General features: G+C 44.0%; 22 protein-coding genes, 1 pseudogene and 1 riboswitch. Of the genes and pseudogenes, 14 read left to right on the forward strand and 9 right to left on the reverse strand.

Annotated elements, in window-relative coordinates; translation table 11 throughout:
- The first annotated feature begins 2 nt into the window (after positions 1-2).
- From BLO31_RS14655 to BLO31_RS14690, 8 genes are all read left to right on the forward strand, one after another.
- Positions 3-347 (forward strand): hypothetical protein, encoded by a 345-nt coding sequence (locus BLO31_RS14655; protein ID WP_070968149.1) that lies wholly within the window; start codon positions 3-5, stop codon positions 345-347.
- A gap of 170 nt (positions 348-517) precedes the next feature.
- Entirely contained in the window at positions 518-805 is a 288-nt protein-coding gene (locus tag BLO31_RS14660; protein ID WP_070968154.1) for a hypothetical protein, read from the forward strand.
- The gene (locus BLO31_RS14665; RefSeq protein ID WP_084659838.1) at positions 805-2,529 is read left to right on the forward strand and encodes a type IV secretion system DNA-binding domain-containing protein; all 1,725 of its coding nucleotides are present in this window, start codon (positions 805-807) and stop codon (positions 2,527-2,529) included. Before BLO31_RS14660 ends, BLO31_RS14665 begins: the two co-directional genes overlap by 1 nt.
- Positions 2,529-3,005: a MobF family relaxase gene (gene mobF / locus BLO31_RS25295; protein ID WP_070968161.1), complete on the forward strand. Its 477-nt coding sequence runs from the start codon at positions 2,529-2,531 to the stop codon at positions 3,003-3,005. The genes BLO31_RS14665 and mobF overlap by 1 nt, the downstream gene beginning before the upstream one ends.
- Entirely contained in the window at positions 2,987-4,756 is a 1,770-nt protein-coding gene (locus BLO31_RS24905; RefSeq protein WP_070968164.1) for an AAA family ATPase, read from the forward strand. Before mobF ends, BLO31_RS24905 begins: the two co-directional genes overlap by 19 nt.
- 62 nt (positions 4,757-4,818) lie before the next feature.
- The gene (locus tag BLO31_RS14680; RefSeq protein WP_070968169.1) at positions 4,819-5,055 is read left to right on the forward strand and encodes a hypothetical protein; all 237 of its coding nucleotides are present in this window, start codon (positions 4,819-4,821) and stop codon (positions 5,053-5,055) included.
- A 348-nt stretch (positions 5,056-5,403) separates the two neighbouring features.
- Positions 5,404-5,775, forward strand: coding sequence for a hypothetical protein (locus BLO31_RS24565; RefSeq protein WP_245688500.1), 372 nt, complete (start codon positions 5,404-5,406; stop codon positions 5,773-5,775).
- 5 nt (positions 5,776-5,780) lie between these two features.
- Positions 5,781-6,869, forward strand: coding sequence for a helix-turn-helix domain-containing protein (locus BLO31_RS14690; RefSeq protein ID WP_070968172.1), 1,089 nt, complete (start codon positions 5,781-5,783; stop codon positions 6,867-6,869).
- Between the two features lie 72 nt (positions 6,870-6,941).
- On the opposite strand, the gene BLO31_RS14695 is transcribed toward BLO31_RS14690, so the two are convergent.
- From BLO31_RS14695 to BLO31_RS14715, 5 genes are all read right to left on the reverse strand, one after another.
- The gene (locus BLO31_RS14695; protein ID WP_070968176.1) at positions 6,942-9,542 is read right to left on the reverse strand and encodes a DEAD/DEAH box helicase; all 2,601 of its coding nucleotides are present in this window, start codon (positions 9,540-9,542) and stop codon (positions 6,942-6,944) included.
- A 2-nt stretch (positions 9,543-9,544) separates the two neighbouring features.
- A complete protein-coding gene (locus tag BLO31_RS14700; RefSeq protein ID WP_070968180.1) occupies positions 9,545-11,692 on the reverse strand; it encodes a site-specific DNA-methyltransferase in 2,148 nt (715 codons plus the stop codon).
- 38 nt (positions 11,693-11,730) lie between these two features.
- Positions 11,731-12,669 (reverse strand): nucleotidyl transferase AbiEii/AbiGii toxin family protein, encoded by a 939-nt coding sequence (locus BLO31_RS14705; protein WP_070968183.1) that lies wholly within the window; start codon positions 12,667-12,669, stop codon positions 11,731-11,733.
- Positions 12,662-13,453, reverse strand: a complete 792-nt coding sequence (locus tag BLO31_RS14710) for a type IV toxin-antitoxin system AbiEi family antitoxin (protein WP_070968187.1) — start codon at positions 13,451-13,453, stop codon at positions 12,662-12,664. The genes BLO31_RS14705 and BLO31_RS14710 overlap by 8 nt, the downstream gene beginning before the upstream one ends.
- A 382-nt stretch (positions 13,454-13,835) precedes the next feature.
- Positions 13,836-15,209: an NCS2 family permease gene (locus BLO31_RS14715; RefSeq protein ID WP_070968191.1), complete on the reverse strand. Its 1,374-nt coding sequence runs from the start codon at positions 15,207-15,209 to the stop codon at positions 13,836-13,838.
- Between the two features lie 60 nt (positions 15,210-15,269).
- Positions 15,270-15,369, reverse strand: a riboswitch (purine riboswitch).
- A 345-nt stretch (positions 15,370-15,714) separates the two neighbouring features.
- On the opposite strand from BLO31_RS14715, the gene gmk reads away from it, so the two are divergent.
- The 5 genes and pseudogenes from gmk to recG all read left to right on the forward strand — a co-directional run bounded on the left by gmk (position 15,715) and on the right by recG (position 21,761).
- Positions 15,715-16,338 (forward strand): guanylate kinase, encoded by a 624-nt coding sequence (gene gmk, locus BLO31_RS14720; protein WP_070968194.1) that lies wholly within the window; start codon positions 15,715-15,717, stop codon positions 16,336-16,338.
- Positions 16,339-16,421: 83 nt separating this feature from the next.
- Positions 16,422-16,694: a DNA-directed RNA polymerase subunit omega gene (gene rpoZ / locus BLO31_RS14725; RefSeq protein ID WP_006957184.1), complete on the forward strand. Its 273-nt coding sequence runs from the start codon at positions 16,422-16,424 to the stop codon at positions 16,692-16,694.
- A 38-nt stretch (positions 16,695-16,732) separates the two neighbouring features.
- Complete coding sequence (spoT, locus tag BLO31_RS14730; RefSeq protein ID WP_070968198.1) at positions 16,733-18,856, forward strand: bifunctional GTP diphosphokinase/guanosine-3',5'-bis pyrophosphate 3'-pyrophosphohydrolase; 2,124 nt, start codon at positions 16,733-16,735, stop codon at positions 18,854-18,856.
- A 40-nt stretch (positions 18,857-18,896) separates the two neighbouring features.
- A pseudogene (trmH, locus tag BLO31_RS14735) lies at positions 18,897-19,578 on the forward strand (tRNA (guanosine(18)-2'-O)-methyltransferase TrmH).
- Between the two features lie 104 nt (positions 19,579-19,682).
- A complete protein-coding gene (gene recG, locus BLO31_RS14740; protein ID WP_070968201.1) occupies positions 19,683-21,761 on the forward strand; it encodes an ATP-dependent DNA helicase RecG in 2,079 nt (692 codons plus the stop codon).
- Positions 21,762-21,806: 45 nt separating this feature from the next.
- Here the strand turns inward: recG and cysQ are convergent, their stop codons facing one another.
- From cysQ to BLO31_RS14760, 4 genes are all read right to left on the reverse strand, one after another.
- Positions 21,807-22,634 (reverse strand): 3'(2'),5'-bisphosphate nucleotidase CysQ, encoded by an 828-nt coding sequence (gene cysQ / locus BLO31_RS14745; protein ID WP_070968203.1) that lies wholly within the window; start codon positions 22,632-22,634, stop codon positions 21,807-21,809.
- A 22-nt stretch (positions 22,635-22,656) separates the two neighbouring features.
- Positions 22,657-23,205, reverse strand: coding sequence for an ADP compounds hydrolase NudE (nudE, locus tag BLO31_RS14750; RefSeq protein WP_070968206.1), 549 nt, complete (start codon positions 23,203-23,205; stop codon positions 22,657-22,659).
- 190 nt (positions 23,206-23,395) lie between these two features.
- Positions 23,396-23,983, reverse strand: coding sequence for a Fe-S biogenesis protein NfuA (gene nfuA, locus BLO31_RS14755; protein WP_070968209.1), 588 nt, complete (start codon positions 23,981-23,983; stop codon positions 23,396-23,398).
- Positions 23,984-24,078: 95 nt separating this feature from the next.
- Complete coding sequence (locus tag BLO31_RS14760) at positions 24,079-24,774, reverse strand: ComF family protein (RefSeq protein WP_139159019.1); 696 nt, start codon at positions 24,772-24,774, stop codon at positions 24,079-24,081.
- Between the two features lie 82 nt (positions 24,775-24,856).
- Between BLO31_RS14760 and bioH the strand changes: the two genes are divergently transcribed.
- Positions 24,857-25,678, forward strand: coding sequence for a pimeloyl-ACP methyl ester esterase BioH (gene bioH / locus BLO31_RS14765; protein WP_070968213.1), 822 nt, complete (start codon positions 24,857-24,859; stop codon positions 25,676-25,678).
- The last annotated feature ends 91 nt before the right edge of the window (positions 25,679-25,769 follow it).

Raw genomic sequence — 25,769 nt, forward strand, 5'->3', positions numbered from 1 at the left:
ACATGAAATTAAAAAAACCAAAAGAAACCGCAATAGAAATGAGCAGTAGTTTGTTCCCAAATTGTACTGAACAAGAGCACGAAAAAGTAGCAGTAATGCTACTCGCCCACAGTCAATTTGAAAATTTTCGCTTAAGTAAAATTAACGAAACTCAAAGAAGGCTCGCTGAAACGTACATCAGGCTGGCATTAGAAATTGAACCCAAAATAATTCACGAACCTCAAGAACTCTATGCATATGTTCTTCTAGGTGAATTAATTCGGAGAAAGGAATTACCTGAAATGAATCATCACAAAGAAATACCAAAATGGAAGCGGCTGCTTACCAGCTACAGGCACTGGTGGTGACATATACAGACCCAATTCATTTGCAATGAAACCAAATTCAAAGTCAAAAGCACTTAAAGACAGAAAATACAAAGCCTTATCAAGAAATCAACGATGATTTCGGAGCAGTAAGAAAAAGGCTACAAGGCTAAATATAACAACATGATTACCATGATTTCAAAGGAAGAATAATGAAACAAACCCAAAAGCCAGTAACTGTTCGCTTCTCAATGAGCGATTACAACGACATTACTGCCGAAGCAGAAAATCACAATACAACCACGGCAGACATCATTAGAAAAGCTTGGAGAGGCCACCAAGAGCATCAGAACATTCTTGCTCTTTTAGCCAAATTTGAAAGTCGCATCATCACAAGTACGTTTGAGATCTGCGTTGCTACGATTGGTCTCACTACTGACGAGCGAAAGAAAGCTGCCAAAGATGTTAACAACTTTCTTAAAATGGAGAGGGTTAAATAATGAGCCATACTCCCCCATCAATGCCAAAACAGAACTGGGGCATGTTAGCCTTAGTATTCGTTCTGTCCCTTATCGGCCTTATTATTCTTCAAATTTTATTAATATGGCCAGAACATAAATGGGGCATTTTTAACCGACACCTTGATTGGGTAGCTAAAGCCACCTGGCAGCTTCTTTCCCAAAACTCTACAGCTGTACTTGCACAATATGTTTCTCAGCTAAAAAGCTTAGACATTTACTTAGAAATGAAAATTGCTGTTTCAATTGCATTTCTACTCAGTTTTTCTACTTCTGTACTAATTTCTTGGCGTATTGTTTTTGTACCCGGTGGACAGAATAAACTCGTAAAAATAAACGGGCCGACACTATACAAAGATAAATCACTTAAAAAGGGGCTACGCGACCACCACCGGAAGAGTAACCAAAAGAGTTCTGTAGCTATTCACCCTGACCTTTTACTTACATCTAAGGAACTTGAAGGCAACATATTCGCATTTGGCCAACATGGCTCAGGGAAGTCTGTAATTCTTAAGCAGCTACTTCAGCAGATTATTGAAGCTAATCAACAGATCATTATTTACGATGAAAAGCGCGAGTATACAGAGCTATTTTATGACCCCAAAGATACTCTACTAATAGCCCCCTGGGATAAGCGTTCTGCACACTGGGATATAGCAAAAGACCTTAAGCGTGATGAAGATTTTGAGCTTATCGCACAAAGGCTAGTTCCTGGAAACACCAAAGATCCGATGTGGTCGAACGGTGCAAGAGCTATTCTCGCTGGAGTATTGGCAATCTGTAATGCTGAAAGTAATGATAAATGGAGTTGGGATGACATTGCAAAAATACTATCTAAAGATGACTTCTCTCTTCGAGTTTTGTTCGAGCAGCACTACATCAAAGCAGCTCGCTACATAGAAAAAGATTCCAAAACTACGCATGGCTTTATGTCAACACTGATGACAGATGTATCGTGGTTATATTCCCTAGCCAAGTATTGGCAAAACACTTCTGAAAAGTCGTTTTCACTTGGAGATTGGGTAAATGGTAAAAGACCAAACATCAAAAAAATCATCATACAATCTCATCCAGAATTTAAAGAAGTTGGTGCCCCACTTTGTAATTCGATTCTTGGATTAATTACAAGCTTAATGCTCGCTAAGCCCGACAATAATAGTACTTTGCGAACTTGGTTGATTATTGACGAACTAGGCAATCTACCTAAAAACGATAGCTTAAAAGAATGGTTAACTCTAGGGCGTTCAAAGGGTTGTCGTTTTGTTGGTGGTACTCAATCTATCTCTCAACTACATGATCAATATGGAGAACACGACACAAACACTCTCCTTAATCTATTTGCGACAGTAATAGCTCTTAGATGCGGTGCTCCAGGTGGTGAGGCAGAGTACGCTGCAAAATGTTTTGGTGAAGCCATTTATGAAAGACCATGCTCAGGGAGTACAAAAGTTGGTCCGTCTGCTATAGGTTGGCAAAAAGAGGTTTCTCAACTAGTTACAGCTTCTGATCTCGTTCACCTCCCTCAATCAAATGATAATGGGATAACTGGCTATATAACCAGTTCCGGTTGGAATAGCGTATTTAGACTCCAATGGCCATACCCTAAGCTAGGCAAACAAGCACCTAGCCACATTCCTAGCCCCTGGATACTCGATACTACACAAAGACCACAAAAACGAAAGAATGGCCGACTAGGAGCTCGCTAATGCTAACAATCCATCCAATTAACAATATTAATTACTACGATCAGGATGACTATTATCTCAACGATGCATCATCTAAAGACCTATGGATAGGTTGTGGGGCAGAATACTTAAATCTCAGCAACAAGCCGGTTGGGGAGGAGTACCACCACTTAGCACGAGGTTACTCGCCTAACGGCAAGACGCCGCTTTGTAAGCAAGCAGGAGATGGTCATAGGCCAGGGTGGGATCTCACTTTCTCCGCTCCAAAATCCGTTAGCTTGGCCTGGGCAATGGCCGATGAGCCACTACGAAAAGAAATCAGCGATGCTCAGCTTAAAGCAGTTCGACAAGCGATCCAATTACTAGAAAAAAATGCGGCATACACTCGCAGAGGCACCAATGGGAAGTACAGAGAGCGCACCCAAGCTCTGACTGTTAGAGCCTTGGAGCATGTAACATCGCGTAGCTTGATCCAGCTTTGCACTCGCACGCCCTAGTACTTAATCTGAGCCCAACACTTGGCAATGTTTATCGAACCATCATTAGCAGAGACCTCTATTTGTGGCAAAAAGCAGCAGGAGCTCTATATCGTGCAGAATTATCACATCAAATGAAAAAGATCGGTTTCGAAATTGAGCAAGATGGAGAAAGCTTTCGACTGACAATCATTCCAGAGCAAGCCTGTCATAACTTTTCAAAACGAGCTCAAACTATAAATGAACGTTTGAAAGAGTGCTCAGCCACGACAAGTGCTAGCCGAATCGGGAATAGCATAAAAATAACAACACGAGCTGCCAAACAAAATATAGAGCGAGATACACTGCTACAAAATTGGAGAAGTGAGCTAAGCAGCTACGGGCTAAACAACGAAACCCTTGAGAAACATTTGAGCGCTAAGTGCAAGTCTTCGGAAACTAAAACAGCATTTGAGGTTCCTGAGATTATCACTTCTCTCACTGATAAAACTGCCATATTTAGAAAACAAGACCTTTACCGATCCATCGCAGAGAGAGCTCAGTGGAACGGCGAACCCGCAGCAGTCGTTAATCAGTTGGCTAAGTCGATACTTACAGATGAAGAACTTGTTTCACTAGGAACTGATAATAAACACAACCAACTCTTCTCAACTAAACAGATGCTTAGACTAGAAAAGGAAGTTTTTGAAATAGCTCAGTCACTTACTAAAAAACACAATCACTCGTTGCAAAAAGATATCGTCAACGAAGCAATATCATCACACGAGAAAGCGTGTGGTTACACTCTCTCAAAAGAGCAACGAGAAGGGCTTCTTTATGTGTGTTGTGAGGGAGATTTTAGCATTCTTCAAGGCTCAGCAGGAGCAGGGAAATCGTCAGCTATGGCTGTACTTAATTCGGCATACTTAAAGCAAGGCCTGTCTGTAATTGGTACTGCAATTGCAAAGAAAGCAGCGGATAACCTAACAGGAGAATCCGGAATAAATTCTTACACTGTTGCAAAACTATTATCTGACTCGGAACGTGGACGAAATCATTTTTCTAAAGCTGATGTGCTTGTGGTTGATGAAGCAGGTCAGCTAGGCACAAAGCAATTGAATAAGTTATTACATCTAGCTCAAGAACACAATGCAAAGGTTATCTTGGTTGGTGAAGACAAGCAGCTAGACGCAATTGAACTAGGCGGATGCTTACGATTTTTAACTCAGAAATTGAACTGTAGCAGAATTGAAAAAATCAAACGCCAGCGCGAAAGCTGGGCTCGAACAGCTGTAATGCAATTGAGAGATGGTCAGGCATCAAAAGCTTTGAGTACATTCGAAGCTAAAGGATTACTCAATTTTTCGGAGTCCTCGGAAGATACTCAGAAACAGGTGATCAACGCATGGAAAAGTTATCATAGTGATAATCCAAATAAGAGCTCTCTGGTGCTTGCTCAGCGTTGGAAGGACGTTGATCAGCTCTCAACCCAAATGCGAACCATTCTACAATCTCAAGGGAAAGTTGGGAAAGAAGAGGTTGAAGTTGATTGCATCGCTTCTGAGCATCGATGCAAACAAAGGTTTGCAGTTGGTGATCGGATTAAGATGTGCAAAAACGACTACAGACTATCAGTCTCAAACGGCTCAATGGGCCAAATCACTACCATATCTAAAATCAACGATGATATCGTTTTTACTGTTCGTCTTGATTCTGGTCGCACAGTATCAATTAGCAGCAATAGTTACAAAAACGATGAGGGCCGCCTTCCGATGGTTTTAGCTACGCCCTAACGGTTTATTCAAGCCAGGGAACTACGATTGACGGTGATGTGTTCGTCTATTGGACATCGGGTATGGATCGAGCAAACAGCTATGTCGCTGGGAGTAGACACAAGGACAACTGCCATTGGTTTTTTAACTCAAGAGAAATCGACTTAGTTTCTCAACACGCAGAGAAGACTACGATTACTGATGAGATACGAGTTCAATCCATCGCTCAAGTGATGTCTTCAGAACGGAGAAAGTCAATGGCACTTGAGTACTTAAACTCTAATCTAAATCGAGAAGCTCTCTCTCAAGTGGAAATGTAATCCTCTCACAAAAATAAGTCTCAAGTTTCTGCATCCACTCAAGTTGACAAAACAGCAGAAAGACATAAAATGAGTTTACATTTCACAATATTTGCATAATTTAACCCAAACACGGATAGAACGAATGACCCAAAAACCTGAATTATATGCTCCAGACCTAACTGAAGAACGCTTGTACATATTGAGTGAGAATTTGATCGATGTACTTGATGAGGCCCATCATTACTCAGAAAGTCCCAATGCGACGGCCTGGTTTAAAGGCACTGCAAATTATGGATTACCCCAGGGAATGCTAATCCGTATGCACTCAGACAATGCTTATCCATGCTCACACTTGCCAACCAAACAATGGATTACACAATTAGAGTTGGAAACACTCTTGTTCAATTTGTTGTGGATGATCCTCACTCACCTCGCAAGCAACATCGCCTAAAACGTAATGCTGTTGAACAGCATCAAATGTCTCTTGAACTAGAAGACGACGAAGGTGACACCCCATTGATTTGGCGATTTTACTTAAATCCTATATCTAATGGTGTTGATTACTCCCCATCTATTTCTTTGTTGGGTTTCAATAGCAATGGCAACGTTATATGCAGTTGGGAATACGACACAGTTATAACTGGTCCAGTGGTTACAGACAAACCAGAATCGGTTGAAATTGATGAGCCGTTATTGATTCGTAAAAATAAAGTACAAAAAAAGGTCTCAGATGAGTAAAAGAAATGATTTATCAAGCTGTTAATCGTTTTAACGGTGAGCAGCTAAAATTGGCGCGAGTAGCTGCTGGTCTATCGCTAGCAGATGTAGGAGAAGCTTTACAGGTAACAAGGCAATATGCGTCTAGGCTAGAAAACAACGCTTCTCCATCAGATGCACAAATTGAACTTCTTAGTAGTCTACTTTCGGTTAATACAAGCTTCTTCTTTAGGCCAAGAGCAAAGACCATTGAAGCTGAACAATGCCATTTTAGAAGCTTGAGATCGTCAACTCAGACACTCAAAAAGATAATAATGGCTCAAGTAGAAATGCTTGATAGCCATTTCGTTTCTGCAATAGAAGATGAAGTAGGCTTTCCGGAAGTAAGCATTTTCTCAGCAGAAGATCATGAGTTCGGGTCGTTGAAAGATATTGAGCTTCTCGCGGAACGCACAAGAAAAGAGTTCGGCCTTGGCTTAGGCCCGATATCTAACATGATAAAATTGCTAGAGAAACTAGGTTGTATTGTTGTCAATCTTGCTGATGCTGATGAGCGTATTGACGCATTCTCTATATATACGTCTCGTCCATTAATTGTCAGAAATACAACAAAACAGAGTCCAGGTAGGCTTCGCTTTGATTTTGCACACGAGCTAGGCCATCTAATTATGCACCAAGGTATTGAGACAGGTTGTCGAGTCACTGAACAACAAGCCAATAACTTTGCTAGCGCATTTTTAATGCCAAGAAGCTCTTTCGTTGCAGAGTTTCCAAGAGTAAGAGGTTCATACTTTAATTGGGATGCGCTTGTTGAAATGAAAGTTCGATGGGGCGTCAGCCTTAAGGCAATTCTATATAGAGCAAAAGCTCTCGGACTGATAACTAGTGACAAAGCTAAATCAGGTTATATCTACCTCTCAAGAAATGGCTTTGCAAAGGTTGAAAGGGGAGATGAACTGATGAATATAGAGCACCCTATGATGCTTCAAAGAGCTATAGAATTACTAGATATTCACACTCTTGAAAACCTTATCGCTAATAGTGGTTTAAGCAGCCAGCTTTTGAAGGAGCGTTACAGTCTAATGTTACCTCCTCCACCGTTGCGTTCCATTTAAACTATCTTAAATGCCAATTAGTAACCCATCTTAAGGGACACCGATTGGCCATTTAACAATCCATATCGGAAATTAGCTCAAATAATCAAAGGCCAACTCACTTTCGAAAAGCGATTTAGCATTAACTGAGTCTAAAACTTGTTTTCTCACTGTTGGCTCCATGAGATCTAACACCTTTAACTTCCCATTAGAGGCCGCAACAGATTCTATTCGACGATATTTCCTTGCATGCTTCTCTGCATATTCTGCAAGTCCCTTCAACTTAGGCAAGGCATCGCTTAAGTGCAAACTATGTGGATCGACGATATCAACTGCGATCGTTCCGTCAGGCTTTCTCGCGAAGAAGATAAAATCCGGTCGCAATAATTTATATTCACCATTATCGAGATATGCTATGCCTAAACTATCTTGGCTACCTCGAGAAGGGTTTCTATACCATGCTTCAAATCCATCTCTATTAGTCTCATGCTCTATTACCTTAATTTCCCAATCATTTAATATAGCAGGGAAAAGACCATCGTCCTTCGACATTAAATGAGAGTCAAAAGTTGGCAAAAGCACTTCCGAACCGTCAGCAAGCCTTTCCGATGTTGGTTCCATCCATGTTTTAGGAAGAGATAGATCGACGTCCTGTGGCTCTTTGCTCATCTCTCGAATTTGGCGATAAACATCTTGACGCACGTCCGTGAGGTTCTTTATTGAAACTCGATGCTCTTTGAACCATTGACTGGCCAATTTTTCAGCTTCTGAGTTTAAGTATTCAGAAACATCCTTAACCAATCCAAGAGCTGCAATGTCAACATGAGCATCCATTAAAGCCTCTTCTCTTGAATCAGCAACTGGATTGTTATCCGCGAGGTGCTCAGCATATGTTCTGGCTAAATCTGGACTAAATGCTCGAGCTGCACGTTTGTACGCATCTTCAATTACTGCGTAATCGGCCTCTTCAACGAAGTCATCAAAAGACATATTCTTTCCACCTAAATCGGCTCTCAAGCTTTTTCCATCTACTGTCAGTACATCTTTTCTTGCTTCCGCAACCTGTGTCGAATAACGTGCGCACGCTGCATTTAGCACTTTGTGCATCTCTTCATGAGCTCTCTTTCCTGCGTTTTCCAACAGTTGGTCCTGCGATAGCTCATGTGCCAAAGCCGTCAAACGCTTGATAGGCTTAGCAACTTTCTGCGGTAATATCTGGGAGGGGATATTTGAAAAAATTTTCCAGATATCGTTGCTAACTTTAGTATTAGGCTCCAGCTTAACAGGATTAATAAGCACACGACGCCCTTGGATAGGCGCTTCACCTTCGCTAAAGCTCCCATGCATTAACGACTCTGCTACCGCTTCAACAGACTTCTTGTCGAAAAATGGCAGCAAACAATTCACAGCATTTAGCCTGTCGTTACCAGGAATTCTACGAGCTAACGGTGTTCGAACCATTCGCCCTAGTAACTGCGTAATGTGGGTTTGATCCTTCGCAGGTCTAAACGAGACCATCACCTCAGCTCGAGGGCAATCCCACCCAGTACTGATTGCATCTTTTGCAATCAGTACTCGTATTTCTGTATCATCCTGAACTCTTTCTGGTTGCGTGTAATACACTGTATGACGGCCAAAGTTCATCGTGGTTCTTTCACCAAATACATGAGCAATATTTGTATTTTTAAGATCAGGCCAACGTTCAAAAATAGTATCTAATGCACGACTGATATCATCTGGGTTAGGCTTGTTTGGTACTTGAAGTATCATCAAGGGTAGCATTGGCTGAAGTCCTTCAGCAGCTGTATAATCTGCCCAAGCTTGGCTTGATTCAACAATCTTATCTGTCGCTCTTCTCACCAGCACTGTATCGAATTGACCTGCTTCATCAGGAATATCGAGGATAATCGTATCCTTTAACAATCCCGACTCTTGGACTCTCGAAGGGTCAACAACAACATTAGGTAGTGTACTTCGCCCTTCAGCGACACTCATAGCTTGATTAAAACGCTCTACTGTCGCGGAAATACCCCAAACGACAGGAATCGCAGGCACAGAGCCAGAACCGTTAATTAGTCTTTTGACAATGGTGGACTTATCATTCTGAGCTGCTTTACTCTTAGAGCCCATACCACGATGCGCCTCATCAAGAACGAGATACAAGGTTAAATTGGGGTCTTCAATTGTATTGCGAATCACTTCCCAGATGGTGTGTGAACGCAGATCTGGACGAATCTCAGGAAATAATTCATTTTGCCCGGAATTTTGAGCATCGGGATCGAACCCTCGAACTAGAAGACTATTTTTACTCAACTTCTGAGTATTCAGAAAGTACACTTTCCCAGGCTCGAATTTCTCCAGACTGAAAGAATTCTCTACCACTACAAGATCTGTATGGTTTAGCTTGTCAGCCGCTTCCATTAAACGAAAGCGTGTTTGCTCATTCAAAGATGGATCATCACTAAACCATATAACAACCGCACCGGGATCAGCTTCAAAGTCAAATTCATCATCCCCATAGAACAATGCCTCGAATGCAGCCGCAGCCATAACTGTTTTACCTGCACCAGTGGTGGCCGTTAACGAGAACGCGTGAACATCGCCATCCTCATGCCAGCGTTTTTTTGCTTTATCCAATCGGTTGAGCGAGTCATGCACTGCCTCACGTTGGTAATCTTTTAACGTAAATTTCACGACTACTCTCCGTTAGTAAACTGGAAATTGTTTAAATAAGCTTCATACAAGCGAACAGGTTCCACATTTTTAGGAAGATTTCTCGCTACAGACTGAAAACGGCGATCATCATTGGTAACAATGTAAGCAATTTCCATACTATTGATTAAATCGGCTTTTTTACAAAATTCTTGGCTTTTATCTAGATCTACCAATACACCATAAGTTTCAGCAATATCCCACCCTCGCAGAGGAAGTTCTTCAATCCTTCTTCCCCTTGAGCCAGCCCTTAACCAAAGTAGAGGAGCAATTTTTGAAAATGCTAAATTATGATTGATGCTTATTGGTGTTTCATAAGTGAGCGTAAAGAATTCTGCATTTTCTTCTAAACCATCTGACATAGGGTACACATCGTTAAATTTATAGTCTCCAGTTAGAGGGGCTCCGTCTGGCCTAGTTCCAGTAATCACAGCTTTAACTCTTGGCTTAGTTACAAAATCGCATATTCCGAGCTGTTCCCATTCTAAATCACCGGGGCGCTTTCCTTTCTTTAGCAATTCTTTCTGCTCACTAGCTGCAACTTCGTTGTTGGTGACAGAAATACACTGCCTTGAACCACCATCTTGACGATTTAAGCGCATAACTGCGTGAGCAGTTGTCCCGGAGCCAGCAAAGAAATCGAGAATAACGGCATCTGGTTTATCAGAAACAACAAAACGTAATGTGTCTTCAACAGCAAAGAGAGACTTAGGGAAGTCAAAACGTTTTTCACCAAGTATAGTTTTCAGCAAAGTCGATCCATGATCGCGAGCAAAATGACTAGTCTTATTCCAGACAGTACGCGGAGCTACAGATTTTGCAGCTCCTTCTGCCATAGCAAGCTCTAGCGCACCTTCTTCGGTTCGCCCAGTTATGATGAATATTCCTTCATCAATATTTTTCAATGTACCGGGCTGTAGATAAGTTATAGGGCGCATTCCAGTTTTAGAGTTACGCTTTCCAAAGCGAGCGGTGCCGTCCGCTAGTTTCTCCCGCATTCGTTCAGCGGAGAACCTCCATGTTTGCTCGGTCCCATCAGTATGCACTGGCCACATCACGGTGACACCCTCTGGATGTGTAACAGTTTGACGATCGACATTTTTTTCAATGGGGTCACCAACACTAACAAATCTTCCTGAATCCGCATCTATATAGACCGGATAAAAAAGGTTTGGCCGTGCATCTCGAAGAGCCGAAGATGTTCCCCTACGTACAGCTGTAAACCACACAGTAGGCATCTTTGAACTATTACTTTCTTTTACAAGCTCATCCTCTAACATTGTTGAGGTCCACGGATTAACTTTACTGCCTCCGATGAATACATAGAAGATGTATTCCTCTACTCGAGAGAAACTGCCTACACGCTGTGATCCTGCGCGATTGATGACACTTGTAACCATTTGTATGTCACCCTCAGGAAACAACTGTTCAAGCAACAAACCCAGCCGCAAGTACTCTTTTTCATCTATCGTGACTACAAGAACCGAGTCTTTGGGATTAAGCAATTCTTTAGCCATCTTTAAGCGTCTTTCTATAAAAGCCAACCATTTGGAGTGACGGTATAGGTCTTCAGATTCAACGTAATCATTGTTATATTTCCAGTCTCTCGCCCCGGTGTTGTATGGTGGGTCGATATAGATTACGTCAACCTTACCGCGATAAGTAAAGGTAAGTCCTTTTAGTACATGGTAGTTTTCACCATTAATCACCGAATGAAATGGTTTATCGCCACCTCTCTCAACTTTTCCAGTGCTCACTAGTCCTGGATAAATCTTGTCTCGAAATTCAGCCACGACAACAAGATCAGTAACGTCCACCTGTCTAGTCTCTGGTTCTGCTGCATAACGCTCAACAAGATGGGCAACTTTTTTACCACTCTGTATTTCAAAATGCTTCACGACCCAAAGTCTTTGATCTCCTTTGGATGTATCTCCGCGGGCCGGAAGTACACGAACTTTGTCACCTTTGCGCACTGGACGCTGCGGGAGTTCAACGTTTTCAGGGCGGTGACGCTCGAAATTCAAACCAAATGAACGACGTGATGAAAGAGCCCTAAACTCTCGCTCTAAATCAGCGCCCATTTGTGGGTCTGTGGCTTTTGCTTGGGCGATGAGGTCAGTTAATCGTGACACACCTACTCCTTAGAATTATTGTTAATACTTTTATAAAGTTAATTGGAGTTGGCTTGCTTAAGCCAATCATCAAGTACAGACTCTAATTTAGTTAGCTGCTCTCTATGTTTTTCTTGATTTTTAGCCAACTGAGCTATGTTTTGTAGCTTCCAGCGTATAGCTGGCAGTTCTGCTGCATCTGGGTAGTCAAACAGTGACCAATCAGGATCCCCTTGCTTGAATGACAACAAAAATGAGCGATCTTTTCCTGTGAAATGGGCTTGTAGTGCAGCTACCATCGCTGGCCTTATAGCAATTAAGTCCTTTAACTCGACGGGTTGAAAGGTCATGCCATCAAACTCAGCTTGAAACTTATCATCAAGAGGTTGCCAGTTAGGAGCCATAACCTCATTGATAGGCCTTGGGTGGCTGAGTACATAAGTAATGAATCCAACAAAGATATCTCGTGAAATACCTTCCTCTGCAAGCAGCATACGGACATCAAACAGGTCGCGAGGGTGCTGGCGATCCATGGCAGCGCATAGTTTTCCACCATAAAGGTCGGGCAGACTAACTACGGGAATCTCCGCATAACCAAACTCTTCTTCGACTGATTCTTGGACAGGTAAGCTATCAGGTTTATGCAACGTACCTCTTGCTACCGGGGAGACTTCTATTTTAATTGTTGCATTAGGACTTGTAACAACAATACGCAATTCATCTAACCTATGGTCCTGCAATACAGCTCGGCTCTCAGGTTCTTTGTTGATTAAATCGGTTATACGCTGCAATGCTGCTTTTACATTTGCTAGAGCTTCATTTCTCGGCTCAAGGGGAAGATAAGCAAGATCAATATCCACAGACAAGCGTGGAAAATCTCTCACAAATAAGTTGATAGCTGTACCACCTTTGAGTGCAAATGAAGGTTCTGTTGCAACCACTGGTAACATTCTAATCAGCAGTGAAACCTGCTTGTAATAAGGACTCTCTCTATCCATTGTTTGCTTCTTCTTTTTTTACACTTAATATTTCTGGCACAGTGATTTGGTAACGCTCATCAAATCGCCCTTGTTCTACCACCTGACGCTTTCCTGAACCTAATGCAATCTTTGTTTCATCAATGCGCTGAGTCCACTGATGCCCATGATAATGACTCAAAAACAAAAACACTCTATTTGTTTGAACCGAGCTACTACGTTCAAGAAGAGATTGCACCTTTCTAGGACTCAGGTTTACAAGGCCTTGAAAAAGCTCTGCTGCATGCTCAAAAGAAATTTGCTTCCCGATTGCATCAACAACTTCATAAGCAGCAAGCTCTGGGCAACTTGCTTTTAGCTCTTTTCCTTTAACCGTAATCACTTTTAGGTCCTTGTCAGAGGCAGCTTCAAGCTTATGGTTACCACAATAAAACCAATTTTGATTGGGAAATTCACGAAACCACTTAGGTAATGATTGTTTGTTCTTCACCCCTATCCAAACTTGTTCTTTACTTAGCTGTAAATAGTGACTCAACCCTTGGTGAGTTAAGCTGCTTAACCCAGCCAGATGAACAGGGTGATGCAACTGTGTGTCCATTGCTTGTAGAGCATCCGCCCAGCCTGGCTTAACTTCATCTTTTGCACCTGGCCGATAATAAACGCCTGAAGATAGCTTCCTAAGCCAACCACTCTGCGCATATTTTTGAGCTAAGGAATAGCTAATTCCGTTCTCAGTCAGCCATTGCTGTAGCACAAGGGCTCCAGGATATGCATGGGCAACCAACCAGTTTATTTTGGACGACATTTTCACACCTTAGGTTTAAGAAAAACTTACATAACAAACTAAGGGTTTGCATTGTCATTTATTTTAACACTGTAGGTATAAAAAAACATGATGGGGTAAACGTATTTTGAAGATTAATACATTCAACTTTGGCCCAGGCTTAGCTCAATACCAACGCAATCACACCACATTGGTGACAAGATTGGTGACACAAACAAAATAAAGAAAACAAAAATCACACTAGACTTCTGATTAATAAGAAATTAAAAACAACAAGCCACATACAGATCCAGAATATTGAATAGACAATTAAAAGCCAGCATATAAAGTGGATACCTCTGGCAAGAGGCTTGTAAGGCCTGACTTCGATATTCCATCGCAGTCAGGCCTTTTTGTTTCGCTATTAAAGCAGAAGCAAGTAAGTTAAGAACAGACCCGACAAAATATAGATAATCGGATGCACTTCCTTGGCTCTACCAGCCACAACCATTGTGAATGCATAAGTGATGAAGCCCATTGCCATACCGTTTGCTGGAGAGAAGCTCAATACGGTAAACATAATGGTAAAGAAGGCCGCGATTCTCGACTCTTTTTGTTCCCAACTGATTTGCCCCAAACGACCAATCATATAGATACCGACAACCACCATTGCAGGGGCGACCATCGCCGTTGAGAAAATAGAAAACAGTGGGTATAGGAACAGCGACACAATGAACAAGCCCGCTACTACAACGGCTGCCAGACCCGTTTTCGCTCCCTGAGAAGAAGCAATACCCGATTCAGAAAATGCTGTGATAGAGGTTGTACCCATCATAGACCCAAATACCGTACCACCAGCGTCAGCGATAAGCGCCGATTTAGCATTTGGCACTTTGCCATCTTTGTCGATAATACCAGCGTCGCGGCCAACACCAACGATAGTACTCAACCCGTCAAAGAAATCGACAATCAAAAAGATAATGACAATAAAGAGAAGATCAAACATCTTTTCAGCCGTTAGGCCTGATACGTCGAAGATGGCACCAAAGCTTCCACTTACGCTCGGTGGAGCAGTCACGATAGCATCGGGAATTGGCGCATTGGACGTTCCCAAAAAAGTATCCGCCAGTACAGTCAGCACAATTGCAGAAACAAAAGAGATAAAGGTCGCCAGTTTAATGTCGCGAACCATGCATCCCAGCGCAATGAAAATACTGATGTAAGCGATCACAACCTGAGGGTCATCCAGCTTACCCATACTCACCAGAATAAATGGGTTAGAAACAATGATTCCCGCGTTTTTAAGACCGAGAAACGCAATAAATAGCCCTAGGGAGACAGTAATGGCCAACTTGAGATCTTCAGGAATCGACTCGATCATAGACTTTCGAATACGCGTCAGAGACAAGAAGAGATAAATCACACCAGACAAGAAAATGCCCAATAGAGCTTCATTCCAAACCAGTGCGACAGAGCCGCTGAGCAACATGCCTTTAAAGAAGCCATTCATGCTCATACCGGGAGCCAGCATAACGGGATAGTTACCAAACAGGCCCATAATCAAGGTTGCAAACGCTGCAGAAATTGCCGTCGCAGTAAATACAGCGCCGCGATCCATACCAGGGATATCACCCAAAATGGCAGGGTTAACAGCCAAAATATAGCTCATCGCCAAAAAAGTAATAAAACCCGCATAAATTTCAGTCCCAATCGTGGACTGACGCTGACGAATTTTGAAGGTGGATTCTAGCCAAGAGTTAGCTGGGGCAGAAGCCGTGGCATTTGATTCTATGCTCACAATAACAACCTTATTCAGATATAAGAGGGACAATATGCACTGATCAAGGCAAGAGCGAGAATAAGGTCGCTAAAAAACTGTAGTCACTGGGATAGGCCCAATGGTAGAAACGTTCGAACCATCTCTTCGAACCTATACAGCGCATAATAATTTGCGCGAATTGTAAGCAATTAGAGTAAAAGTGCAATACTTTCTGGCAAAAATATCAAAATGGCGAATAATACGTAAAAACAGTAGGTTAATAAAAGGTTAAACGTTTGCTTTTTTCGTTACTGAGTGATGACACAATAATCAAATTTTCAGAAAATCAGATGCACAAACCGCCGTCACCATATCCAAAACCAGAAGCAAATACTTGTGAAGATCCTATGGATCGTGCTACTCTTCGCCTCCATTTTTCTGACCCCAATCCGCCATTACGCGTTTAACTTTCGGTCAGTGCTATCTTTAAAATACAGATCAATTTTCTTTTGGTCATACATCCAACAAAAGTGGAATCGTTAAGATGGGTAAAGGTACTCTTTATATTGTGTCCGCTCCTAGTGGTGCGGGTAAGTCGAGCTTAATTGCCGCAATGCTGGAAACCAATCCGACCTATGCGATGAAAGTATCGGTTTCTCATACAACTCGCGGCATGCGCCCGGGTGAAGAAGATGGCGTTCACTACCACTTTGTTCAAAAAGAGCACTTTGAAGAGCTAATCGAAAAAGGTGAGTTTCTGGAGTACGCCGAAGTATTTGGCAACTATTACGGAACCTCACGAGTTTGGATCGAAGAAAACTTGGACAAAGGCATAGATGTGTTTCTCGATATTGACTGGCAAGGTGGCCGTCAGATCCGCGAACAGATGCCTCAAGCACAAAGCATTTTTATCCTTCCGCCGTCTAATGGCGAACTAGAGCGTCGTCTCACTGCTCGCGGGCAAGATAGCGACGCAGTTATCGCTAAGCGTATGGCGGAAGCTAAATCCGAAATATCTCACTTCAACGAGTACGATTACGTCATCGTCAATGACGACTTTGACACCGCCTTGATGGACTTTAAAGCCATCATTCGCGCAGAAAGATTGAAGCAAGATAAGCAAGCTGCTAAATATAAAGGTATGCTTGATGCTCTACTCGCTGAATAGAGCAGATAAGTAATAGAATCTCATGGCGTTAAACTGTATACTTTCTCGTCATTTAAAATTTTTGTTAACTAATTGGAGTTCTCATGGCACGCGTAACTGTACAAGACGCTGTTGAAAAAGTCGGCAACCGTTTCGACCTTGTTCTGATTGCGGCACGCCGCGCTCGTCAAATGCAAACTGGCGGAAAAGATTCTCTAGTGCCGGAAGAAAACGATAAGGCAACGGTTATCGCTTTGCGCGAAATCGAAGAAGGCCTGATCACTAAAGAGATCCTTGATGCTCGTGAGCGTCAAGAACAGCAAGAGCAGGAAGCCGCTGAACTAGCTGCAGTTAGCAGCATTGCACACAGCCGCTAAACCCTAATCGGTCTCAACTTACACTCCGGGCCTAAAGTTTGTATCTATTCGATAGCCTCAAAGACGTTGCCCAAGACTACCTAACAGAGCCTCAAATTGAGGCTCTGCGTCAATCTTATGTGGTAGCGAAAGACGCCCATGAAGGGCAAACCCGCTCAAGCGGTGAACCGTACATCATCCACCCTGTTGCCGTAGCGCGTATTCTCGCAGAAATGCGTTTAGATATAGAAACGCTGCAAGCAGCACTTTTACACGATGTAATAGAAGACACCGAAGTCACCAAGGAAGAACTTGAGGCTCAGTTTGGCCATACCGTCGCTGAACTGGTAGATGGTGTCTCTAAGCTGGACAAGCTAAAGTTTCGCGATCGCAAAGAAGCCCAAGCGGAAAACTTCCGCAAAATGGTGCTTGCGATGGTTCAGGATATTCGCGTTATCCTAATCAAGCTGGCTGACCGCACTCACAACATGCGCACTTTAGGCGCACTAAGAGCGGACAAAAAACGCCGTATCGCCCGTGAAACCCTCGAAATCTATTCCCCACTGGCTCATCGCCTCGGTATCCACAACATCAAGACTGAGCTTGAAGAACTCGGTTTTGAAGCGCTTTACCCGAACCGTTATCGCGTTCTAAAAGAAGTGGTCAAAGCGGCTCGTGGTAACCGAAAAGAGATGATCCAGCGTATCCATGATGAAATTGAAGGTCGGCTGAATGAAGTTGGCTTAACATCCCGCGTCTTTGGTAGAGAGAAAAACCTCTACTCCATCTATAACAAGATGAAAACCAAAGAGCAGCGTTTTCATACCATTATGGATATTTACGCATTTAGAATCGTGGTAGAAGAACCAGATACTTGTTACCGCGCTCTAGGCCAAGTGCACAGCCTGTACAAGCCACGTCCCGGTCGCGTAAAAGATTATATCGCCGTACCCAAGGCCAATGGCTACCAGTCGTTACACACTTCAATGGTGGGCCCTCACGGCGTACCAGTTGAAGTGCAGATCCGCACCGAAGATATGGATCAGATGGCGGATAAAGGTGTTGCAGCACATTGGTCTTACAAAGGTAATGGTGAACGCACTGGCACAACTGCTCAAGTAAAAGCCCAGCGTTGGATGCAAAGCCTTCTGGAACTTCAGCAAAGCGCTGGTAACTCGTTTGAGTTTATTGAAAACGTTAAATCAGATCTCTTCCCTGATGAGATTTACGTTTTCACGCCAAAAGGCCGTATTGTCGAACTGCCCGCAGGCGCAACGTGCGTTGACTTCGCTTACGCCGTTCACACCGATGTAGGTAATACCTGTGTTGGCGCCCGCGTCGATCGCAATCCATACCCATTGAGCAAAGCTCTCAAGAATGGACAAACCATCGAAATCATTAGTGCGCCAGGAGCAAGACCTAATGCGGCGTGGCTAAACTATGTTGTTACCTCACGCGCGCGTACCAAAATCCGTCAGGTTCTAAAGACGATGCGTCGCGAAGAGTCGGTGACCCTAGGCCGCAGATTGCTAAACCACGCATTAGGAGAACTGTCGTTATCAGAAATCAGTGAGCAGAATGTTCAACACGTACTCAGCGATCTGAAAATTGATACAGTGGATGACTTACTGGCAGATATCGGTTTAGGCGAACTAATGAGTATCGTCATTGCGCGTCGTTTACTCGGAGCCGCCGACGAGCTAACTGAAGTTCCTACCACAACAGAAAGCAAGACCAAGAAGAAACTGCCAATTCGCGGAGCCGAAGGCATACTACTGACATTTGCCAATTGTTGTCACCCAATCCCCGATGACCATATCGTTGCTCACGTATCTCCAGGCCGAGGCCTAGTTGTACACCGAGAAACATGTCCAAATATCCGAGGTCACCAAAAAGAGCCGGATAAGTATATGGCCGTTGAGTGGGCAGATGATTTCGACCAAGAATTTATCACCGAACTCAAAGTAGACGTGCACAATAGACAAGGCGCTTTGGCAGAGCTAACCAACGTGATCTCTCAAACGGGCTCGAACATACACGGTCTGTCCACTGAAGAACGCGACGGTCGCTTGTATACGGTAATGGTACTACTGACCACAAAAGATCGCGTTCACTTAGCTGGTATTATGCGTAAGATTAAAGCGATGCCACTCACATTAAAAGTACGCCGAAGAAAGAACTAATCTACCCGCTGCCATTCGGCAGCGGTTCTCGGAAAAACCTATGAATCTAGAACGTTATCAACGTATCCAAGAGGTACTAAAAGCCCGTCAAACGGACCTCACGCTTTGCCTTGAAGAAGTACACAAACCCAATAATGTTTCCGCGGTTATTCGCACCGCAGACGCAACGGGCCTACACAAAATTCACGCGGTCTGGCCCCACGAAATGCGCACCCTTAGCCATACGTCAGCGGGTGCGAGAAACTGGGTGGAAGTCGATACACACGATTCAATAGAAGGCGCGATCAAAACGCTAAAGTCTCAAGGCATGCAGGTACTGGTAACAAACTTGTCCGACACCGCCGTCGACTTTAGAGAAATAGACTACACCAAGCCTACCGCCGTCATTCTTGGCAGTGAAAAAGTGGGCGCTTCGGAAACAGCTAAAAAGCTAGCCGACCAAGATATCATCATCTATGATGGGAATGGTTCAGTCACTGAATGTCTCCGTAGCCAGTGCTGTTATTCTCTACGAGGCGCAAAGACAGCGCACCGAGAAAGGAATGTATGACAATCAAGTCAGTTCAGTACCCGCGGAGGAGATCCACAAAACGCTTTTTGAACGTGGGCACCCTGTACTAGCAAAAGTAGCTAAACGAAAAGGCTTAGCCTACCCGCCACTTGACGAAGAAGGTCAGATTGTCGCCGACCAAGTTTGGTGGCAAGAGATGCAACGCCGCTAAGCAATAGTTTTTGGTGGCTTATACATTATCTCATCTAAAAAACTGTACAAATACACAGCCTAGTGGTTAACTAACCCTATTGTTTTATTGGGAGAGTTACCACTATGTCTCAGTTACTTTCTGCGGTTCCACTGACTTCATTAACTGGGGTCGGGGCAAAGGTTGCAGAAAAGCTTGAGAAAATAGGCCTTAACCAAGTCCAAGATCTGCTCTTTCACCTTCCTCTTCGATACGAAAACCGCAGTCGAGTATACCCCATTGCCAGTTTGCACCACGGGTTGTGGGCTGCAGTACAGGGAAAGGTTATGACGGTGGATACCCTATTTGGCCGTCGAAAAATACTCACCGTCAAAATCAGTGATGGCAATGGCTCTATCTCGTTAAAGTTCTTTAACTTTACCGCCGGTATGAAAAACAACTTTACCGAAGGTAAATTTGTTCACGCTTATGGTGAGATAAAACGCGGTCCAAATGGTTTGGAAATCATTCATCCAGATTACAAGTTTTCTCCGGGTCACTCATCAGAAGAAGGTAAGGTCAGTTTAACTCCCGTCTATCCGACAACGGATGGACTACGCCAGATTACCCTGCGTAACCTTACCGATCAGGCGCTAGAACTGTTAAAAAAATCTGCGGTGCAAGAGTTGCTACCCGCTGGATTGTATCCACATCAAATCACCTTGGAGCAAGCGCTCACTTTTATTCACCGACCGCCAGAAGACGTCGATACAAGCCTTTTTGATGATGGAAAACACCCAGCTCAGATTCGCTTAATTATGGAAGAACTGCTCGCCCAAAACCTCTCTATGTTAGCAGTCAGACATACTGGGCAAAAAGATACCGCGCTACCACTAACCGCTTCAAAAAACCTTAAGTCCCAACTTTTAGAACAGTTACCATTTTCACCAACCAACGCCCAGAGTCGCGTGGTTAAAGAGATTGAACAAGACTTAATACAGCCACACCCAATGATGAGGCTGGTACAAGGCGATGTAGGTTCAGGAAAAACCTTAGTGGCGGCCTTAGCAGCGGTGACAGCCATAGAGCAAGGTTATCAAGTGGCCTTAATGGCGCCAACCGAACTGTTGGCAGAACAGCACGCCATCAATTTTGCCAACTGGTTTGAACCTATGGGAATAAAAGTAGGCTGGTTAGCGGGCAAGCAAAAAGGCAAGGCAAGAGAGGCGTCTTTATCGCAGATCGCTACTGGTGAAGCGCAAATGGTTGTTGGAACACATGCCCTGTTTCAAGAACAAGTAGAGTTCAAAAAACTCGCTTTAGTCATCATTGATGAACAACACCGATTTGGCGTCCACCAGCGATTAGAGCTAAGAGAAAAAGGGGCAAAACAAGGCGCGTATCCCCATCAGCTTATTATGACAGCAACGCCCATTCCGCGTACTTTAGCCATGACCGCCTATGCAGATTTGGAAACCTCTGTCATCGATGAACTCCCACCGGGTCGGACGCCGATTCAAACCGTTGCCATTCCAGATACGAAAAGAGATGACATCGTAGAGAGAATACGCCACGCGTGTTTAAACGAAGGAAAACAAGCGTACTGGGTGTGCACACTTATTGATGAATCCGAAGTATTAGAAGCACAAGCGGCTGCCGATACCGCGGAGGAACTGCAAGCAAAACTTCCAGATGTGAAAATCGGCCTAGTACATGGCCGCATGAAGCCTGTGGAAAAACAAGCCGTTATGCAGGCATTCAAAAACAACGAACTTCACCTGCTGGTCGCAACAACCGTCATTGAAGTTGGTGTAGACGTTCCAAACTCCAGCCTGATGATTATTGAAAACCCAGAACGACTCGGCTTAGCTCAGCTCCATCAGTTAAGAGGCCGTGTCGGGCGAGGTTCCGTTGCTAGCCACTGTGTTTTACTCTATCACGCTCCCCTGTCTAAAACCGCCCAAAAGCGTTTAGGTGTGCTCCGCGAGAGTAACGACGGTTTTGTCATTGCACAGAGAGATTTGGAGATAAGAGGCCCCGGTGAGCTGTTAGGAACTAAGCAAACCGGTGTAGCAGACTTTAAAATTGCCGATTTGGTTAGAGATCAGCAATTAGTGCCAGAAGTGCAACGCATTGCTCGCCATATCCATCAGCAATATCCACACAATGCCATCGCCATTATTAACCGTTGGCTTGGCGACAGAGAGTTTTACTCCAAAGCGTAAAAAGGGGGCTCAACGCCCCCTATCTCTATTTACACTCTTTTCGCCTCAATCTTTGACAATAAGAATATCTTTCCACGGCAGTGACTCATCCCCTAACACAATAAAGTTCGGGTTTTCTAACGTTTCACGTTCGTTGTAAGACAAAGGACCGAGCTGAGTATTTAAAATTCGCCCACCCGCTTCTTCAACAATGCACTGAGTAGCCGCAGTGTCCCATTCGCCAGTGGGGCCCAATCTCAAATAGCAATCCACTGCGCCTTCAGCGACGAGACAAGCCTTTAATGCCGCAGAGCCTAGCGGTACTAACTCGTAGTTCCAGTGGCTGCTCATACGCTGAGTAATGCGGTTAATATCTTGGCGTCGGCTGATAGCAATTGCGATTGATTCGCTCTCACCGCCGTGTTTATGCGTCGAGATAGCAACACTTTCTGACATATCAGGGATTTTCCAAGCGCCTTTGCCTTGATACGCGTAATAGGTCACTCCAGACACTGGGCCATAAACCACGCCCATTACCGGCTTGTTATTCTCTATTAACGCAATAATAGTGGCGAAATCACCACTGCGAGCAATAAACTCTTGAGTGCCATCAAGGGGGTCGACTAGCCAATAACGCGACCACTGAGAACGCTGCGCTAAGCTAATATCTGCCGCTTCTTCCGACAAGACCGGAATATCAGGCGTTAACTCGGACAGCCTTTCATTGATAAACTTATGAGCAGCAATATCTGCGCTGGTTACTGGGGTTTCATCGCTTTTGGTGTAAGCTTCGTATTCTTTGTTTTCGTAGATGTCGAGTACAAGTTGGCCTGCACTGCGAGCTATTTCCACTACCTCGGGCAAAAGGTAAGACAAATCTTTTGTAGTTGGCATTTAATCGTCCTTACACTCTGCATTATTGTTTTAAGATGCGCAGAGCAAACATCAGCGCAGTAATACTCCGCGCTTCGCAAAAATCCAAGTGGGTGAGCAGTTCTTCGGCTTGATTGAGAGGCCAACGAACCACTTCAAGGGGCTCTGGCTCATCACCTTCTAACTGCTCTGAGTATAGTTCCTGTGCAATAAACAGCGTCATTGTGCTAGAAAAATAGGAGGGGGCTAACACCACCTCTTTTAACGGAGTGAGTCGGTTTGACCCAAAGCCAATCTCTTCTTTTAATTCTCGATTGGCCGCCTGCTCCGGCGTTTCTCCTTGGTCGACCAAACCCTTGGGAAATCCGAGCTCGTAACGCTCCGTACCCGCTGCAAACTCGCGAACCAGCAATAGGTCCCCTTGAGCAGTAACAGGCACCATCATTACGGCGCTGCGGCCGCTGGGTTTCATGCGCTCATAGGTTCTCTCTTCGCCATTACTAAAACGCAGTTCAAGAGATTCCACGGTAAATAGTCGAGATTTAGCGACGGTTTCCTTCGCTAAAATTTCTGGTGGTTTCCTTTTGCTCACGTGAATGGCTCCTTAATGCTCAGAGAAACAGCAGATTGTTACTATATGAGAAATATTACCATCTTGAAAAGAGGCGAAATGACTTAGCTCTGTTTTTTATCTGCTTAGCTTCAAAAATAAGAGATTCATTAGTCCTTTCTGATGGGTAAAAAAAAGCTGGTCATCAGGACCAGCTCTTCAATTCGCTTGATTAGTAGTAAGAATGCTCGCCTCGATCGTGCTCGGTTGCATCTCTCACTGCGGTTAGCTCGCCTTCAAATTGAGCCAATAGCTCCTTTTCGATGCCTTCTTTTAAGGTAACATCAACCATAGAGCAGCCGTTGCAACCACCGCCAAAGGCAACAATCGCAATCCCATCTTCGGTAATCTCCATCAGGCTGACGTGACCGCCATGGCCAGCAAGCTGAGGGTTAACTTGGGTTTGGATAGCGTACTCAACACGCTCAACAAGCGGCGCGTCGTCGGAAACCTTACGCATTTTGGCGTTGGGCGCTTTTAGCGTTAGCTGAGACCCCATTTTGTCTGTCACAAAGTCGATCTCTGCGTCTTCTAGAAACGGTAAACTTAACTCGTCAACATAGGCAGAGAACAGGCTAAACTTCAGCTCAGTATCCGTAGCTTCCACGGCTTCAGGTGGGCAATAAGACACTCCGCACTCAGCATTTTGTGTTCCTGGGTTAACCACGAAGACACGAATGTTAGTACCTTCAGGCTGCTGGGATAACAGCTTCCCGAAATGTTCCTGAGCATTTTCTGTAATAATAATAGAATTTGACACGACGAATACCTGAGTAATTTTGTAGGCTATTTGTTCATCATTTTACTCGTGATTTCGCGGAGATCTAGCTTTTTCAAACAGATCCCCCTACTGACTCACTTTTTATGTGGTTCAGATGTACGACAAATACAATAAATATCAATAACTTCGACACCTTGGGAGCGTAAAAGTAGACACAATTGATTCACTGTGCTTCCCGTCGTAACCACGTCATCGACGATGGCAATATGTTTATGAACAATAGGACATTTCAATCTAAACACACCTTGTAAGTTGCTCAATCGCTCTTTCCTACTCAGCAATTGCTGCGCTTTAGTTTTCTTTTGCCTAACAAATAATGGCCTAACGTCATTGTTAAGCGCACCCTGCAACTGCTTAGCTAATAACTCACTCTGATTAAAGCCGCGTTTTAAATGACGCTGCCAATGCAAAGGCACCCAAGTCATCAATGGTGCTGGAAGCACAACGCGCTCAGCCAAGAGATTTGCCAGAGGTTTTGCGAGCCAATAAGCGCGCTGATGTTTAAAACGATCGATATAGCCAGACAAGGGGTAAGAAAAATCACTAACACAAGTGAGTGAGTTCCAAAGAGGCGGGCTATTCAAGCACTGCCCGCAAACGTCAACATCTCTAACCATTTCTAAGCCACATCGACGACATCTGGGTTTTGGCGCTAACAATAAAGAGCAATGATGACAAAACAAGGTCGATGCCGTTTGCTCCGATTCGATGGCTAAACGACACAGTTCACACTGCCGAGACAAACCTTTGATGATGCTTTCTTCAACCAATTGGTTAACATAGTGCCATTGTAATTTGTGATAAATAACTCCTGCCGCAACCGAGATTGAAATCTATTTTGCCGCAAGAGTAATGGATAAAAGGACCGATAAAGTGGTGGATTCTGCGACTAAACCGACAAGCCTTCATTGGGAAGTGAATGGTCAAGGTATGGATCTAGTGTTACTTCACGGCTGGGGAATGAACGGGGCCGTTTGGCATCAAACCGCTCAGGTGTTGAAGCAACATTTCAGAGTACATGTTGTGGACTTACCCGGTTATGGTCACAGTGCAGAGGCCCCCTCCGAAACTCTTGAAGAAATGGCTGAACTCGTTCTACAACAAGCACCAAAATCTGCCATATGGGTCGGTTGGTCGTTGGGAGGGCTGTTGGCAACTCACATAGCACACTCACACGCCAAATACGTCTCAGGGCTGGTTACTGTTGCAAGTTCGCCCAAATTCGCTGCAGAAAGACCTTGGCGCGGTATCCAACCAAAGGTGTTAAAAGACTTTACCCACCAACTTGTCGACAATTTCCAGCTAACAGTCGAGCGTTTTATGGCGCTTCAAGCCATGGGAAGCCCCTCAGCTCGTCAAGATGTAAAAAACCTTAAACAAGCAGTTTTCTCAAGGCCTTCCCCCAATCAGAGTGCACTGTTGGCCGGATTAAAGATGCTAGACCAGGTAGACCTTCGACCTCAGCTTAGCGAAATTTCTGCCCCAATCTTGCGACTTTACGGTCGACTTGATGGTTTAGTTCCAGTCAAAGTAGCCAGTGATGTCAATGAAGCCATACCTCATAGCCAGCATTTCGTCTTTAGCCAATCTTCTCACGCCCCATTTATGACTGAGCCTGAGCTATTCTGCCAGCAAATTGTCACCTTCGGCTTGCAGACGGTAAAAAATCAATAAAGCCAGTAGACCTTATTGTTAAAGGGCTTAGCTAAATTAATTAACATTAATTTACATTAATCGCTAAATTTTTGACCAACTAGGTCGATAC

This window comes from Vibrio sonorensis, from assembly GCF_001854765.1.
Taxonomy (GTDB): Bacteria; Pseudomonadota; Gammaproteobacteria; order Enterobacterales; family Vibrionaceae; genus Vibrio; species Vibrio sonorensis.